The following is a 15,474-nucleotide window of genomic DNA, read 5'->3' on the forward strand; positions in this document are numbered from 1 at the left end:
TTCTACGCCTTGAATTCGTCGTCTTGGACAGGCCGCTGTCGTGCGCCCTGCGAGAAAAAGCGCCGATGGCTAGCCACCGGCATACGCGCCCGGATGGACGCCTGTTCGCTGCTGTCGCGCTCGGCCAGCAAAACGGCCTCGCCTTGATCCTGTTGCGCCAGCACACGGCCCCACGGGTCGACTATCGCTGCATGGCCAAAGGTTTCCCGTGGCCCGGGATGCAGCCCACCCTGAGCGGCGGCCAGCACATAACACTGGGTCTCGATAGCCCGGGCGCGAATCAACACCTCCCAATGGGCGGCACCGGTCACGGCGGTAAACGCCGAGGGCGCGGTGATCAATTCAGCCCCGGCGGCGCGCAACTCGCTGTAGAGCTCCGGGAAACGCAAGTCATAACAAACCGACAGGCCAACCCGCCCTACGGGTGTATCGGCCACCACCACGTTGTAGCCATAAGCATAGTCATCAGACTCGCGATAACGGCCGCGATTGTCCGCCACATCCACATCGAACAGGTGCAGCTTGTCGTAGCGCGCGACGATCTGGCCTTGATCGTCGATCAGCAACGAACAGGCATGCACCCTGGCGTCCGGTTGGTCCACCGGCGGCAACGGCAGCGTGCCGGCCACAATCCATAACTTGAGGTCACGGGCGGTCTGTTTCAACCAGGGCAGGATCGGTCCCTGACCAAAGGCCTCGGCGCGACCGATGTCCGCCACATCCCGCCGGCCCATGGCCGCAAAGTTTTCAGGCAGCACCGCCAGCCTTGCGCCGCCAGCGGCAGCCTGTTCCAGCAGCACACGAGCGCGGGCCAGATTGGCGAGCACATCGCTTTGGCTGACCATTTGAATCACTGCCACTGGCATGGTGCTTCCCCTCACTTCTCGTATCACTCACCTGTGGGAGCGGGCTTGCTCGCGAAGGCGGTATGCCTGCCCCATCAAATGTTGGATGTGCCGACGCTTTCGCGAGCAAGCCCGCTCCCACAGGAGATCGGCATCAACCGGTCAGAACGGCTTGTCGAAGGTAATCTTCGGCTCTTTCCACGGGCCCTTGACGTCGTATCTTACGCTGGCAAAGCGCGCCACACGGTCGCCGATCAGTTTGTCGATCAGAAACAGCGCCCCACCCACCGCTGGCGCGCCGACAATCAGCGCTGCAATGGGCAGGTTGTTGGTCACCGGCAGCGTCACCTGCAACTTGGCGTCGACCCGGTCGGCCACCATATCCAACGTTCCATTGAGTTCCAGATTACTCGACGGCCCCGTCAGGGTGATCGGTTCACGGGTCACATAGACACCGTCGCTGGCCACCAGCAGTCCCTTGACCCGATCGTAGCTCAAGCCTTTGCCGAACAGGTCAGAGAAGTCCAGGCGCAAGCGTCGGCCGATGGAGTTGAAATTCAACAGACCGAACACCCGCAACGCTTGAGCGCCCCCTTCTACCTCGACGAACTGCCCCTTGTTCAGCGACGCATCGAGACTCCCGGAAAAACGTTTCGTGGCGACCCATGCCGGTGAGCCGGGCCAGCGCCCATCGACATCCAGGCGGAATTTCTCGCTGGTCACGCTCGGCGCATAGCCCCAGCCCTTGAGCACATCGGCCAGGTTCTTGCCACCGATGCGGCCTTTGTACCAACTGCTGGTGGAGCCGGGGACACCTTCCCAGCCGCCATTGCCGCTCAAGACCATGCCCTTGAGGCCCATATCCAGGTTGTTCAAGGCAATGCCCTTGCCTGTCGGACGCACCTTCAACGACCAGGCACCAATCAGGTCGGGCCCCTGGAACAACTGGTCAATGACAATATCCATGGCCGGAATGTTGCTGGGATCGACCGAGGCCAGCGGGTCCGGCGCGTTTTCGTCGGTCTGGACCGTCGGGTCGGCGGCCGGCAGACGAATGTAGTCAAGCTTGATACCGATCGGTGCGGCCTTCGCGTCCGGCAGACTGGCGGTGCCCTTGGCCTGCTGGCTGGCAAGTCGCAAAGCCCAGGCGTCAGGCTTGCGGTCCAGTTGCACCGACGCCCGGTCCAGGGTCGTGCCCATGGCAGTGAGCTTGCCGATGTTCAGATCAACACTGCTGAGCAGTTGTTTGGCGCTACCGCCCGGATCCTGCCCCGCATACTTGCCCACCAGCTCTTGCCACGGACTGACATCCAGTTCCGATAATGTCCCGCGCAGGCGCAGGCCCTTGCCTCCCGGCAGAATCGCATCACCGCTACCGAGCAAGAGCTCACCGCGACCGTCTGCAACCTGTCCGTTCGGCGCCGCGTAGGTGAAGCTGGCCAGGTCGCCATAATCCACCCAGTAACGGCGCTCGGCGCCTTGCAAGGTCATGCGAAACACCGTGTCACGCCCGGCATCGGCCGCCAGACCGAAAGGCGCGGGCAGATCCACGGCCACGCCCTTGAGACTGGAACTGACCGACAGTTGGCTGTCGGCACCGTCCAGGATCACCTGCAGCTGATACGGCACCACCCCGGCCACCGGCAACGGCTGTGTAACCTTCAGCCAGTCAGTGAGTTTCTTGACCTCTACCTGCCCGGAGGCGGCCACCCGCGTCGTCAGTTCACCAGCACGGCCTTCGGCAAAAATCTGCGCGGTCACGGGTCGGTCGAACGCTCGGGCCGCGATATTCTTGCCGCTCAGTCCTTTGTTGCTGTCGAAGCGGAAATCGCCCCTGAGCTGCGTCAGCTCCAGCACCGGCTCGCTGAGCTTGAGCCGGGCCTTGTCGGTCTTGAAGTCCACCAGGATCTTCGGTTCTTCGCCTTTCGCCAAAGGAATATCCAGCTTCACACTGCCTTGCAGGCCGCCCTCGCCTTCCCAGCCGGCGAACGTCTGCGCCGTACCGATCGGCGCCGTCTGCAGGATTTTCAAACCGTCGCCCAAGCCCCCGGCGAATTCGCCGTCCAACAGCAGATGGGAGTTCTGGCCGCTGGGCACATGGGGGATGTTCACCGAAACATTCCTGACCTGGGTGTCCAGTAACTGCCCCTGGCTTGCAAAGATACGCACGCCGCTGTCTTCGACGAAAACATCACCGCTGACCTTGCTCACCGAAGGCCAACCCGGCTGAAACGCCAGCTCGGCATCATGCACCTTGAAAAACAGGCTGATGCTGCGAGCCGCGTCTTCGGCGCCCTGGTTCAGCGAACCTTGATACTGGAAAAAACCCTGATCCACCGCGCCCTTGACGATTGCGGTGCGCAGCCACTCATCCAGAGCAGGGCTCAGGACAGCAGGCAGGTACTTGGCGGTATAGCGCCCGTCGCCATCCACCAGGCCGACCCGCAGGTCCATGTAGTCTTCCTGGCTGTGGTCAAAATGCAGGCGAATCAGGAAGTCACCGGCAATCCGGCCCTCCTCCCCCAGTACTTTCAGGTACGGCGCAATCAGCGTGAAACCTTGTTTGTCCAGCTTCCAGGTCAACCGGGCGTTGGCCTGCAAGTATTGCCAGGGCTTGGCGAAGATAGGGTCCAGGTGCAGGGAAAAATCCTTGCTGTCCATGCGCAGCTCGCCGCCGCCCAGGTCGCCGCTCAGGCTCCCGGACACGTTGCGCGCCGCCGGGGCGCCGCGATAGGCATCAAAGCCTACGGTGTCCAGGTTGGTGGCGAAGCTGACTTTCTGATCACCGCTGTTCTGCGGACGGTAGTCCACCAGCACGTTGCGCAGGCCGCCCGTGAACTTGAGCCGGTCGATCGCCGTGGCAACGCCTTCAGGCAACGGCGCCAGGGCGTGGAGCAACGGCGTCAGCGGTGTGAGGTCGAGGCGATCAGCCTGCACGTGCCAGAGTTCTTCGGTTTTTTCGGTGGCGTTGTTCTGTTGCAACTGCAGGCGCGATTCCCAACGGGTTTCGCCCAGGCTCATTGCCAGGGAATCGAAGGTTGCGCTGAATCCCTGGCCACTGCGCTGGAAATACCCGTTGAGCGCCAGGTTATGGATCTGTACCGGCTTGCGCTCGGCATAGGCGCCCTGGATGTCCGGCGCGTTCAGTCGAATGGCCGCGCTTTGCACGGTGCCCGCCCCCCAGCTCAGCCAGAACTCTGCGCCCGCCTTGATCCGGGAAAAATGCCATTGTCGGGTCAGGCGTTCCGGCAGCCATTTGGACCAATCGCTTTGCGGCAGGCTCAGGTAGACATCGGCCTGGCCGTTCTTCCAGTCGCTGGCGCGGATACGGGTGCGCAGGTTGATCGCGACGGGCTGGCCGTCAGGCAGGGTCAGTCGTGCATCCAGACGCTGACGGGCAATACCGGTGCGCAGGCTCAGGCCAACATAGGTCAGGGTCAGCGGCGGTTGCTCCAGCGGCTGCAAGGTCACTTGGCTGTCGAGCACCGACAGCTTCGCGATCATCTGCATGCGTTCGAGCAGTTGCTGAGGATCCAGGGGCTGATCGTCCTGCACTGGCAGCCCCTCCAGGGCCCACTTGCCGTCGGCGCCCTCCTTGAGGCTGATCTTCAGGCCGCTGAGTTCCAGGTGAGCAATGCGCACCTGGCGCGCCACCAGGCTGCCCCACAAGTCCGGCACGGCCCGTACCTGATCCAGATGCAAGGCATTGGCGCCCTCGCCGACCATCACGTCGTGGGCCAGCAAGATGGGCGCCAGGGCGCTCCAGCGACCGTCCAGGCTGCCGATATGCACGGGGATACCCAATGCTTCGCTGGCGCGGGTCTGGACCTCGGCGCGGTATTCGGCCACCAGCGGAGCCAGTTCTCGTCCAAGGCTGACATACAGTGCCACCAGCACCAACAGCAGCGCGCACAGGCCCAGGCCCCAACGGGTCAGCGCGGCCAAAATGCGTGTCAGACGCTCCATGTCAGCGGGCTCCCCTGGCAAAAGTATTCAAATCCGCGGGGCTGCCGCTCATGAAGCCACTTCAGAGCAGCACCACGTCGTATTGTTCCTGGGAATACATGGTTTCCACCTGAAAGCGAATCGTACGACCGATAAAGGCCTCCAGTTCCGCAACGTTTCCTGACTCTTCATCGAGCAGGCGATCCACCACTTTCTGGTTCGCCAACACTCTATAACCTGTGGCCTGGTAAGCGCGTGCCTCCCGGAGGATTTCCCGGAAGATTTCGTAACACACGGTTTCCGGGGTCTTGAGCTTGCCCCGGCCCTGGCAACTGCTGCACGGTTCGCACAGAACTTGCTCAAGGCTCTCGCGAGTGCGCTTGCGGGTCATCTGCACCAGGCCTAGCTCGGTGATACCGATGATGTTGGTCTTGGCGTGGTCGCGCTCAAGTTGTTTTTCCAGGGTCCGCAGCACCTGGCGCTGGTGCTCTTCATGCTCCATGTCGATGAAGTCGATGATGATGATTCCGCCCAGGTTGCGCAGGCGCAGCTGACGAGCGATGGCGGTGGCCGCTTCCAGGTTGGTCTTGAAGATGGTTTCTTCGAGGTTGCGATGGCCGACGAACGCTCCGGTGTTGACGTCAATGGTGCTCATGGCCTCGGCCGGGTCCACCACCAGATAGCCGCCGGACTTGAGCGGCACCTTGCGCTCCAGGGCCTTCTGGATTTCGTCTTCGACGCCGTACAGGTCGAAAATCGGCCGCTCGCCGGGGTAATGCTCGAGACGATCAGCAATCTCCGGCATCAGCTCCGCGACAAACTGGGTGGTTTTCTGGAAGGTTTCCCGGGAGTCGATGCGGATTTTCTCGATCTTGGGGCTGACCAGGTCCCGCAGGGTCCGCAACGCCAGACCGAGGTCTTCGTAGATCACGCTGGGGGTGGCGATGGTCTTGATCTGATCGGCGATCTGGTCCCAGAGCCTGCGCAAGTAGCGGATGTCCATGAGAATTTCATCGGCCCCGGCCCCTTCGGCGGCGGTGCGCAGGATGAAACCTCCCGCTTCCTTGATGCCCTCTTTCTCCACGCAATCGCTGACCACCTGCTTGAGGCGCTCGCGCTCGGCTTCGTCTTCGATCTTCAGGGAAATGCCAACGTGGGCGGTACGCGGCATGTACACCAGGTAGCGCGACGGAATCGACAACTGCGTGGTCAGGCGCGCGCCCTTGGAACCGATGGGGTCCTTGGTGACCTGGACCACCAGGCTCTGGCCTTCATGAACCAGGGCACTGATGCTCTCCACGGCCGGGCCTTCACGCATGGATATTTCCGAGGCATGAATGAATGCCGCGCGATCCAGGCCAATGTCGACGAACGCCGCCTGCATGCCCGGCAACACCCGCACCACCTTGCCTTTATAGATATTGCCGACGATGCCACGTTTTTGCGTGCGCTCGACGTGAACTTCTTGCAGAACACCGTTTTCAACCACCGCCACGCGCGATTCCATCGGCGTGATGTTGATCAGGATCTCTTCACTCATGGCAGGGTCTCGTTCAGGCGTGTTCACGATAATGGCCGCATCAAGTCAGACGGCGCTCAGCGCGCGCTCAGGGTTTGCCAACAGGGTATGCCGAAATGGCCCAACAGCTCCGAGGTTTCGCACAGCGGCAAGCCGACCACGGCTGAATAGCTGCCTTCAAGCCCGGCGACAAATACCGCCCCCCAGCCCTGAATACCATAGCCGCCGGCCTTGTCCCGGGGCTCACCGCTGTTCCAATAGGCTAGCGCTTGCTGCTCGGTGATGGTGCGAAAGCTCACCCGGCTGCGGACCACACGGGATTCACAACGTTGTCCGTCCAGCACGGCAATGGCGGTCAGCACCTCATGGTCACGACCGGACAGGCTCAAAAGCATCGCCATGGCGTCGGCCTGATCCAGCGGCTTGCCCAGAATCCGCCCGTCCAGCACCACGGCGGTGTCGGCGCCCAGCACGCAGCCGTCCACGCCTGCGGCCAAAACACATCGCCCGGCCTCGGCCTTGCCGCGCGCCAGGCGTTCGACATAGGCCGAAGGGGTTTCGTCATCCAGGGGAGTTTCATCGATGTCCGCATTGACGGCGGTGAATGACACGCCAATCTGTGCGAGCAACTCACGCCGACGCGGCGAGCCTGAGGCGAGGTACAGCGGTTTCATCAGGACATCTCCCTCTCAAGGTGCGGGCCAATGCCTGACCGAATCAGTTGATTTTGAAACGCAGGCGCAAGCCACGCAAACCGAAGCTGACCCACGGCCAGAGCAAGGCACTGACCAGCGCCGGCAGCACCAGCGCCAGGGTCGGCTGGCGATTGCCGGTCAGCGCGCTGAGCCACAGTTGCACCAACTGCGCCAGGCCAAAAATCACCAGGATCACCAGGCACTGCTGCCACATGGGGAACATCCGCAGCCGTTGTTGCAGCGATAGCACCAGGAACGTGATCAGCGTCAGGATCAGCGCGTTCTGCCCCAGCAACGTGCCATAAAGCACGTCCTCGGCCAGCCCCAGGCACCAGGCGGTGACCATGCCGACCTTGTGCGGCAGCGCCAGCGCCCAGAATGCCAGCAGCAGCGCCAGCCACAGCGGGCGCAGGATTTCCATGAATTGTGGCAGCGGCGAAACGCTGAGCAACAGGCCGATGGCGAACGTCAGCCAGACCATCCAGCCGTTACCGGAATGTGTACTGCTCATTATTCTCGTGCTCCCCTGGTGGCTGGCGCGGCGGCCGGCGTGGAGACAGGCGGTTTGGCCGCAGGCCTTGCGGGTTGAGTCGCCGGCGCTTGGGTGGCCGGGGTCGCAGCCGGAGCGGTCGCTGGCGTTGGAGCCGGGGTCGTTGCAGCCGGGGCAGGTGCCGGTGTTGTGCCCGGGGCTGTCGCCGGGGCAACCGGGGTCGCGGTCGACTCGCCGTTCTGCCGGTCCTCGGCCTCCTGGGCCACGGCGGCGTCGTTGGCGCGCTCTTCCGGGGTGCGGTTGTCGCTGAATACCAGCAGCAGGTATCGGCTGCGATTCAGCGCAGCCGTTGGCACCGCACGCACGATGGCGAACGGCTGACCGGAGTCGTGTATGACCTCCTTGACCGTCGCCACCGGATACCCGGCCGGGAATCGCTGACCGAGACCGGAGCTGACCAGCAGGTCGCCTTCCTTGATGTCGGCGGTGTCTGCGACATGCCGCAGCTCCAGGCGCTCCGGATTACCGGTGCCGCTGGCAATCGCCCGCAAGCCGTTGCGGTTGACCTGCACGGGAATGCTATGGGTGGTATCGGTCAGCAACAACACGCGAGAGGTGTAGGGCATCAACTCCACCACCTGCCCCATCAGGCCGCGGGCATCGAGTACCGGCTGGCCGAGGACAACACCGTCGCGCTCACCCTTGTTGATGATGATGCGATGGGTAAAGGGGTTGGGGTCCATACCGATCAACTCGGCCACTTCGACCTTCTCGTTGACCAGCGCCGAGGAATTGAGCAACTCGCGCAGCCGCACGTTCTGCTCGGTGAGGGCCGCCAGCTTCTGCATGCGTCCCTGCAACAGCAGGTTCTCGGTCTTGAGTTTTTCGTTTTCGGCCACCAACTCGGTTCGGCTGCCGAATTGGCTGGCCACACCCTGCCACAAGCGCTGCGGCAAATCGGTGATCCAGTAGGATTCCATCAATACCAGCGACATCTGGCTGCGCACTGGCTTGAGCAGCGTGAAACGGGCATCGACCACCATCAGCGCGACCGACAGCACGGTCAGCACCAGCAGGCGCACACCCAATGAGGGGCCTTTGGCGAAAAGCGGTTTAATAGGCCGCTCCTCCCAGGCAAATGTTTTCTTTATTCATACGGCATCAAACCGGCCTGGATACGAATGACAGAAGATAAACGTCAACGGGCAGCACTGCAAAGTGCTGCCCGGGGAGCGAACAACATAGACCATCCAGGCGGGCTTATTCGCTGGAGAGCAGATCCATGGTGTGCTTGTCCATCATTTCCAATGCACGGCCACCGCCGCGGGCAACGCAAGTCAGCGGGTCTTCGGCAACGATCACCGGCAAGCCGGTTTCCTGGGCCAGCAGCTTGTCGAGGTCACGCAGCAGCGCGCCACCACCGGTCAGCACCAGGCCGCGCTCGGCGATGTCCGACGCCAGTTCCGGCGGCGACTGCTCCAGAGCACTCTTGACCGCCTGCACGATGGTCGCCAGCGACTCTTGCAGCGCTTCGAGCACTTCGTTGGAGTTGAGGGTGAATGCACGTGGAACGCCTTCAGCCAGGTTACGGCCGCGAACGTCGACTTCACGCACTTCGCCGCCCGGATAGGCCGTGCCGATTTCCTGTTTGATACGCTCGGCGGTGGATTCGCCGATCAGGCTGCCGTAGTTGCGACGCACGTAGGTGATGATCGCTTCGTCGAAACGGTCGCCACCCACACGTACGGACTCGGCGTAGACCACACCGTTGAGGGAGATCAAGGCGATTTCAGTGGTACCACCACCGATGTCGACGACCATCGAACCACGGGCCTCTTCGACCGGCAGGCCGGCACCGATGGCAGCGGCCATCGGTTCTTCGATCAGGAACACTTCACGGGCACCGGCGCCAAGGGCCGACTCACGGATGGCACGACGCTCCACCTGGGTGGACTTGCAGGGCACGCAGATCAGCACACGAGGGCTGGGCTGCAGGAAACTGTTTTCGTGAACTTTGTTGATGAAGTACTGCAGCATCTTTTCGCAGACGCTGAAGTCGGCGATCACGCCGTCCTTCATGGGGCGAATGGCTGCAATGTTGCCCGGAGTACGGCCCAGCATGCGCTTGGCTTCGGTACCGACAGCCACGACACTTTTCTGGTTACCGTGGGTGCGGATGGCCACGACCGAGGGTTCATTCAGGACGATACCGCGCTCGCGCACGTAAATAAGGGTGTTGGCAGTGCCCAGGTCAATGGAAAGATCGCTGGAAAACATGCCACGCAGTTTCTTGAACATGGGAAAGGGACCCTAGGCAACGCGTGGGTAAAAAAGTGCGGCAAACTCTAACAACGACAGGGATTTTGGGCAAGGCGCCAATATGTTAAATTGGCCGCTTTTATGTGCACCAAACCCCACAATCGCGGCCAGTGCCCTGTTTCGCAGATACGTTCCTTTTTTGACGAGTGTCTATTGTCGTCAGACAAGGCGCCGCGACGAGTCATAGCCCGCTATGGCGAGAAGCGGCAACGCAGCATGACGGCAATAGACGCCGTCAAAAAGGAACAGTATCTGTGATACAGGGCACTGGACCGTAGAAATGCGGTAGTGTTCCGACAATCTAACACACGGACAGATTGCGTCCGTTTTGTTTTCCACTGGAGAATCCCATGGCGCTTGAACGCTCCGACGTGGAAAAAATCGCTCATCTGGCCTGTCTGGGCCTCGATGAAGCCGATCTTCCACACATTACTTCTGCCCTGAACAGCATTCTGGGGCTGGTCGACGAGATGCAGGCGGTCAACACCGACGGCATCGAACCCCTGGCCCACCCACTGGAAGCCAGCCAGCGCCTGCGCGCCGACGTCGTGACCGAGTCCAATCACCGCGAGGCCTACCAGTCCATCGCACCAGCGGTCGAAAACGGCCTGTACCTGGTTCCGAAAGTCATCGACTAAAGGGAAAGAGCCTCTCATGCATCACATGACCCTGGCCGAGATCGCCCGCGGACTCGCCGATAAAAAGTTTTCTTCCGAAGAGCTGACCCAGACCCTGCTGGCGCGCATCGCCCAGCTCGACCCGCAGCTCAACAGCTTCATCAGCCTCACCGAAGAACTGGCCCTGAGCCAGGCCAAGGCCGCCGACGCCCGTCGCGCCAACGGTGAGAGCGGCGCCCTGCTCGGCGCTCCGATTGCCCACAAGGATCTGTTCTGCACCCAAGGCATCCGCACCAGTTGCGGCTCGAAGATGCTCGACAACTTCAAAGCCCCGTACGATGCCACCGTGGTCGCCAAACTGGCCGCCGCCGGCGCCGTGACCCTGGGCAAGACCAACATGGACGAATTCGCCATGGGTTCGGCCAACGAGTCGAGCTACTACGGCGCCGTGAAAAACCCGTGGAACCTGGAACACGTACCGGGTGGTTCATCCGGTGGTTCCGCCGCCGCCGTGGCCGCGCGCCTGTTGCCGGCCGCCACCGCCACCGACACCGGCGGTTCGATTCGCCAGCCGGCGGCATTCACCAACCTCACGGGCCTCAAGCCGACCTATGGCCGCGTCTCGCGCTGGGGCATGATCGCCTACGCCTCCAGCCTCGACCAGGGCGGCCCGCTGGCCCGCACCGCCGAAGACTGCGCGATCCTGCTGCAAGGCATGGCCGGCTTCGATCCGAACGATTCCACCAGCATCGATGAGCCCGTGCCGGACTACAGCGCCAGCCTCAACGGCTCGTTGCAGGGCCTGCGCATCGGCGTGCCGAAGGAATATTTCAGCGCCGGACTGGACCCGCGCATCGCCGAGCTGATCCAAAACAGCGTCAAAGAGCTGGAGAAGCTCGGCGCGGTGATCAAGGAAATCAGCCTGCCGAACATGCAGCACGCGATTCCGGCGTACTACGTGATCGCCCCGGCGGAAGCGTCCTCGAACCTGTCGCGTTTCGACGGCGTGCGCTTCGGCTATCGCTGCGAAAACCCGGACAACCTGATGGACCTGTACAAGCGTTCCCGTGGCGAAGGTTTCGGCGCCGAAGTGCAGCGCCGGATCATGGTCGGTGCCTACGCACTGTCCGCCGGCTACTACGATGCCTACTACCTCAAGGCGCAGAAAATCCGTCGTCTGGTGAAGAACGACTTCATGGCCGCCTTCAACGAGGTCGACATCATCCTTGGCCCGACCACGCCGAACCCGGCCTGGAAACTCGGCGCCAAGAGCAGCGACCCGGTCGCTGAGTACCTGGAAGACGTCTACACCATCACCGCCAACCTCGCTGGCCTGCCGGGCCTGTCCATGCCGGCCGGTTTCGTCGACGGCCTGCCGGTAGGCGTGCAGCTACTCGCGCCGTATTTCCAGGAAGGTCGCCTGCTCAATGTGGCGCACCAGTACCAGTTGAACACTGACTGGCACACCCGCACCCCAACCGGCTTCTGAGGAGAAACACATGCAATGGGAAGTCGTGATCGGGCTGGAGATTCATACCCAGCTCACCACCCGGTCGAAAATCTTTTCCGGTAGTTCCACCACCTTCGGTTCCGAGCCCAACACCCAGGCCAGCCTGGTCGACCTGGGCATGCCCGGCGTGCTGCCGGTGCTCAACGCCGAAGCCGTGCGCATGGCGGTGATGTTCGGTCTGGCGATTGACGCCGAGATTGGCCAGCACAACGTATTCGCCCGCAAGAACTACTTCTACCCGGACCTGCCCAAGGGCTACCAGATCAGCCAGATGGAGTTGCCGATTGTCGGCAAGGGCCACCTGGACATCGCCCTGGAAGACGGCACGGTCAAGCGCGTCGGCATCACCCGTGCGCACCTGGAAGAAGACGCCGGCAAGAGCCTGCACGAAGAGTTCAACGGCGCCACCGGCATCGACCTGAACCGTGCCGGCACGCCGTTGCTGGAAATCGTCTCCGAACCGGACATGCGCAGCGCCAAGGAAGCCGTGGCCTACGTCAAGGCGATCCACGCGCTGGTGCGCTACCTGGGCATTTGCGACGGCAACATGGCCGAAGGCTCGCTGCGTTGCGACTGCAACGTGTCGATCCGACCCAAAGGCCAGGTTGAATTCGGCACCCGCTGCGAGATCAAGAACGTCAACTCGTTCCGTTTCATCGAGAAGGCGATCAACAGCGAGATCCAGCGCCAGATCGAACTGATCGAGGACGGCGGCAAGGTCATCCAGCAGACCCGACTGTACGACCCGAACAAGGACGAGACCCGTCCGATGCGCAGTAAAGAGGAAGCCAACGACTACCGTTACTTCCCCGACCCGGACCTGCTGCCGGTGGTGATCGAGGACTCGTTCCTCAATGACGTGCGTGCCACCTTGCCGGAACTGCCACCCCAGAAACGCGAGCGCTTCCAGGCGCAGTTCGGGCTGTCGAGCTATGACGCCAACGTCCTGGCCACCAGCCGCGAACAGGCCGATTACTTCGAAAAAGTCGTGAGCATCGGCGGCGACGCCAAGCTGGCGGCCAACTGGGTGATGGTCGAGTTGGGCAGTCTGCTGAACAAGCAGGGCCTGGAGATCGACCAGTCGCCGGTGTCGGCCGAGCAACTGGGCGGCATGCTGTTGCGGATCAAGGACAACACCATTTCCGGCAAGATCGCCAAAATGGTCTTCGAAGCCATGGCCAATGGTGAAGGCAGCGCCGATGAGATCATCGAGAAGCGCGGCTTGAAGCAAGTCACCGACACCGGTGCGATCAGCGCCGTACTCGATGAAATGCTCGCGGCCAACGCCGAGCAAGTCGAGCAATACCGCGCGGCAGACGAAGCCAAGCGCGGCAAGATGTTCGGCTTCTTCGTCGGCCAGGCCATGAAAGCCTCCAAGGGCAAGGCCAACCCGCAACAGGTCAACGAACTGCTTAAAAGCAAGCTCGAGGGCTGATGACCATGGGGCCAGATCTCAAACCTGGCTCCATTTCCCCTTGTGGGAGCGAGCCTGTGGGAGCAAAGCTTGCTCGCGATGAAGACGCCTGGATCTGTCAGTGGACCGCGTTATCGTTCGTCGCGAGCAAGCTTTGCTCCCACAGGGTTTGCTCCAGCATCTTGTTTTCGGAATCCTTTCCATGAAGCGTCTTCTCGGCGCCTGCGCCCTGCTGTCCCTGCTGGCCGGTTGTGCCAGCCAGAGTGGGACGGTCGATCCACACGGCTATGACCAGACCGGCGTCGCCTCTTATTACGGTGCCAGGCACCATGGCAAGCGCACCGCCAGCGGCGAGCGCTTCAACCAGCATGGCCTGACCGCCGCCCATCGCCAGCTGCCGTTCGGCACGCGGGTGAAAGTCACCAACCTGAAAAACAACGACAGTGTCGTGGTCCGCATCAACGACCGTGGCCCCTACACTCGTGGCCGCCTGATCGATGTATCCCGCGCTGCGGCCGAACAACTGGGCATGTTGCGCAGCGGCACCGCACGGGTGCGCGTGCAAGCCCTCGACGATTGATAGACGGAGCCCGGTCATTTCCCTACTCAATGCCATCCCGCTGCTGAGCCTGATCGAACTGTTCGGTGGCCTGCTGTTGCTGATCGTCGGTGCCGAACTGCTGGTGCGCGCCGCCGTGGGCCTGGCGGCGCGCTTGCAGGTGCGACCGCTGATCATCGGCTTGAGCGTGGTCGCCTTTGGCAGCAGCGCCCCGCAAATGGCCGTCAGCCTGCAAGCGACCCTAGCGCAGAACGCCGACATCGCCGTGGGCAGCGTGATCGGCAGCAGCATCTTCAACATCCTCGTCACTCTCGGGTTGTCGGCCCTGATCATTCCGTTGCGCGTCTCGCGTCAACTGGTGCGCCTGGACATCCCGCTGATGATCGGCGCCAGCCTGCTGGTGTTCGTGCTGGCCTGGAACGAGGAACTGACGCAACTGGACGGCGTATTGCTGTTGATGGCCCTGGCGGTGTACCTGGGCCTGTTGCTGCGCCAGTCGCGGCATTCGGGACGACCGCATGGGATGGGCGTGGACGTGGCACAAGGGTCATGGCCCAAGAGCCTGTCGATGATGGTCGTGGGCCTGGCGATGCTGATTTTCGCCGGGCACTTGCTGTTGGGCGCGGCGGTGGAAGTGGCGACGGACCTGGGGCTGTCGGAACGCATCATCGGCCTGACCATCGTCGCCGTCAGCACCTCACTGCCGGAACTCGCCACCTCGCTGATCGCCGCCCTGCGGGGCCAGCGGGACATTGCCGTGGGCAACGTGATCGGCAGCAACCTGTTCAACCTGCTGGGCGTGCTGGGGGTGACAGCCCTCGCCGCGCCCTCGCCGCTCTCGGTGTCCCCCAATGCTCTGGATTTCGACCTGCCAGTGATGCTCGGCGTGGCGGTACTGTGCCTGCCGGTGTTTTACTCCGGCTACCGTGTCACCCGCGCCGAAGGCCTGCTGTTTTTGGGCTTGTACCTGGCCTATGGGCTGCATGTGGTGTCGTTCACCACCGGCATGCCCCTGGCCGGGCAACTGGAACGGCTGATGCTGTTCTATGTGCTGCCGGCCTTGCTCGCGTTTTTGCTGTTCACCTCCTTGCGCGCCTGGCGCCGTCAACACCACAAGAGGGATTTGCCATGACCGACACTCCAAAGACCGGCCTGGACATGCGTCGCCAGGTGATGGGCGACGCGTTCGTCGACCGTGCCCTGGGCAACGCCACCGAATTCACCCAGCCGCTGCAGGACTTCGTCAACGAACACGCCTGGGGCAGCGTCTGGAGCCGCGAAGGCCTGCCGCTCAAAACCCGCAGCCTGATCACCCTCGCCGCCCTCACCGCCCTCAAATGCCCGCAGGAACTCAAAGGCCACGTGCGCGGGGCCTTGAACAATGGCTGCACGGTAGAAGAGATTCGCGAGGCATTGCTGCATTGCGCGGTGTATGCCGGGGTGCCGGCGGCAATCGATGCATTCAGGGCGGCGCAGGAAGTGATCGATAGTTATCAAAAACCTGAGTGACAGTTCGATTGCTATCGCGAGCAGGCTCGCTCCCACAGGGATCGCAGGCGTA

At 62.4% G+C, this 15,474-nt stretch carries 13 protein-coding genes; 6 read left to right on the forward strand and 7 right to left on the reverse strand.

Features of this window, described 5'->3' with window-relative positions; all coding sequences use genetic code 11:
• Positions 1-2 precede the first annotated feature (2 nt).
• The 7 genes from BMY45_RS02560 to mreB form a co-directional block, all read right to left on the reverse strand.
• The gene (locus tag BMY45_RS02560; protein ID WP_092394121.1) at positions 3-866 is read right to left on the reverse strand and encodes a carbon-nitrogen hydrolase family protein; all 864 of its coding nucleotides are present in this window, start codon (positions 864-866) and stop codon (positions 3-5) included.
• Between the two features lie 141 nt (positions 867-1,007).
• Entirely contained in the window at positions 1,008-4,811 is a 3,804-nt protein-coding gene (locus BMY45_RS02565) for a YhdP family protein (protein ID WP_092394124.1), read from the reverse strand.
• 61 nt (positions 4,812-4,872) lie between these two features.
• Complete coding sequence (gene rng / locus BMY45_RS02570; protein WP_047228677.1) at positions 4,873-6,330, reverse strand: ribonuclease G; 1,458 nt, start codon at positions 6,328-6,330, stop codon at positions 4,873-4,875.
• Between the two features lie 56 nt (positions 6,331-6,386).
• Complete coding sequence (locus BMY45_RS02575) at positions 6,387-6,983, reverse strand: Maf family protein (protein WP_092394127.1); 597 nt, start codon at positions 6,981-6,983, stop codon at positions 6,387-6,389.
• A gap of 43 nt (positions 6,984-7,026) precedes the next feature.
• On the reverse strand, positions 7,027-7,515 hold the full coding sequence (gene mreD, locus BMY45_RS02580; protein WP_047228679.1) for a rod shape-determining protein MreD: 489 nt from the start codon (positions 7,513-7,515) through the stop codon (positions 7,027-7,029).
• On the reverse strand, positions 7,515-8,612 hold the full coding sequence (mreC, locus tag BMY45_RS02585) for a rod shape-determining protein MreC (protein ID WP_092394130.1): 1,098 nt from the start codon (positions 8,610-8,612) through the stop codon (positions 7,515-7,517). The genes mreD and mreC overlap by 1 nt, the downstream gene beginning before the upstream one ends.
• A 142-nt stretch (positions 8,613-8,754) precedes the next feature.
• On the reverse strand, positions 8,755-9,792 hold the full coding sequence (gene mreB, locus BMY45_RS02590) for a rod shape-determining protein MreB (RefSeq protein ID WP_002555108.1): 1,038 nt from the start codon (positions 9,790-9,792) through the stop codon (positions 8,755-8,757).
• Between the two features lie 371 nt (positions 9,793-10,163).
• Between mreB and gatC the strand changes: the two genes are divergently transcribed.
• The 6 genes from gatC (at position 10,164) to BMY45_RS02620 (ending at position 15,422) form a co-directional block, all read left to right on the forward strand.
• The gene (gene gatC, locus BMY45_RS02595; RefSeq protein ID WP_047228681.1) at positions 10,164-10,451 is read left to right on the forward strand and encodes an Asp-tRNA(Asn)/Glu-tRNA(Gln) amidotransferase subunit GatC; all 288 of its coding nucleotides are present in this window, start codon (positions 10,164-10,166) and stop codon (positions 10,449-10,451) included.
• Positions 10,452-10,467: 16 nt separating this feature from the next.
• Entirely contained in the window at positions 10,468-11,919 is a 1,452-nt protein-coding gene (gene gatA / locus BMY45_RS02600) for an Asp-tRNA(Asn)/Glu-tRNA(Gln) amidotransferase subunit GatA (protein ID WP_092394133.1), read from the forward strand.
• A gap of 10 nt (positions 11,920-11,929) precedes the next feature.
• The gene (gene gatB, locus BMY45_RS02605; RefSeq protein WP_047228683.1) at positions 11,930-13,375 is read left to right on the forward strand and encodes an Asp-tRNA(Asn)/Glu-tRNA(Gln) amidotransferase subunit GatB; all 1,446 of its coding nucleotides are present in this window, start codon (positions 11,930-11,932) and stop codon (positions 13,373-13,375) included.
• 181 nt (positions 13,376-13,556) lie between these two features.
• The gene (locus BMY45_RS02610) at positions 13,557-13,934 is read left to right on the forward strand and encodes a septal ring lytic transglycosylase RlpA family protein (protein ID WP_092394136.1); all 378 of its coding nucleotides are present in this window, start codon (positions 13,557-13,559) and stop codon (positions 13,932-13,934) included.
• A gap of 49 nt (positions 13,935-13,983) precedes the next feature.
• Positions 13,984-15,045, forward strand: a complete 1,062-nt coding sequence (locus BMY45_RS02615; RefSeq protein ID WP_092394909.1) for a calcium/sodium antiporter — start codon at positions 13,984-13,986, stop codon at positions 15,043-15,045.
• Entirely contained in the window at positions 15,042-15,422 is a 381-nt protein-coding gene (locus tag BMY45_RS02620) for a carboxymuconolactone decarboxylase family protein (protein WP_003177973.1), read from the forward strand. The genes BMY45_RS02615 and BMY45_RS02620 overlap by 4 nt, the downstream gene beginning before the upstream one ends.
• Positions 15,423-15,474: the final 52 nt, after the last annotated feature.

Source organism: Pseudomonas sp. NFACC39-1 (assembly GCF_900110355.1).
Taxonomy (GTDB): Bacteria; Pseudomonadota; Gammaproteobacteria; order Pseudomonadales; family Pseudomonadaceae; genus Aquipseudomonas; species Aquipseudomonas tehranensis.

Coding starts and splice junctions, on each gene's coding strand:
- BMY45_RS02560 (WP_092394121.1), bottom strand. CDS start 866: ATGCCAGTGGCAGTGATTCAAATGGTCAGCCAAAGCGATGTGCTCGCC.
- BMY45_RS02565 (WP_092394124.1), bottom strand. CDS start 4,811: ATGGAGCGTCTGACACGCATTTTGGCCGCGCTGACCCGTTGGGGCCTG.
- rng (WP_047228677.1), bottom strand. CDS start 6,330: ATGAGTGAAGAGATCCTGATCAACATCACGCCGATGGAATCGCGCGTG.
- BMY45_RS02575 (WP_092394127.1), bottom strand. CDS start 6,983: ATGAAACCGCTGTACCTCGCCTCAGGCTCGCCGCGTCGGCGTGAGTTG.
- mreD (WP_047228679.1), bottom strand. CDS start 7,515: ATGAGCAGTACACATTCCGGTAACGGCTGGATGGTCTGGCTGACGTTC.
- mreB (WP_002555108.1), bottom strand. CDS start 9,792: ATGTTCAAGAAACTGCGTGGCATGTTTTCCAGCGATCTTTCCATTGAC.
- gatC (WP_047228681.1), top strand. CDS start 10,164: ATGGCGCTTGAACGCTCCGACGTGGAAAAAATCGCTCATCTGGCCTGT.
- gatA (WP_092394133.1), top strand. CDS start 10,468: ATGCATCACATGACCCTGGCCGAGATCGCCCGCGGACTCGCCGATAAA.
- gatB (WP_047228683.1), top strand. CDS start 11,930: ATGCAATGGGAAGTCGTGATCGGGCTGGAGATTCATACCCAGCTCACC.
- BMY45_RS02610 (WP_092394136.1), top strand. CDS start 13,557: ATGAAGCGTCTTCTCGGCGCCTGCGCCCTGCTGTCCCTGCTGGCCGGT.
- BMY45_RS02620 (WP_003177973.1), top strand. CDS start 15,042: ATGACCGACACTCCAAAGACCGGCCTGGACATGCGTCGCCAGGTGATG.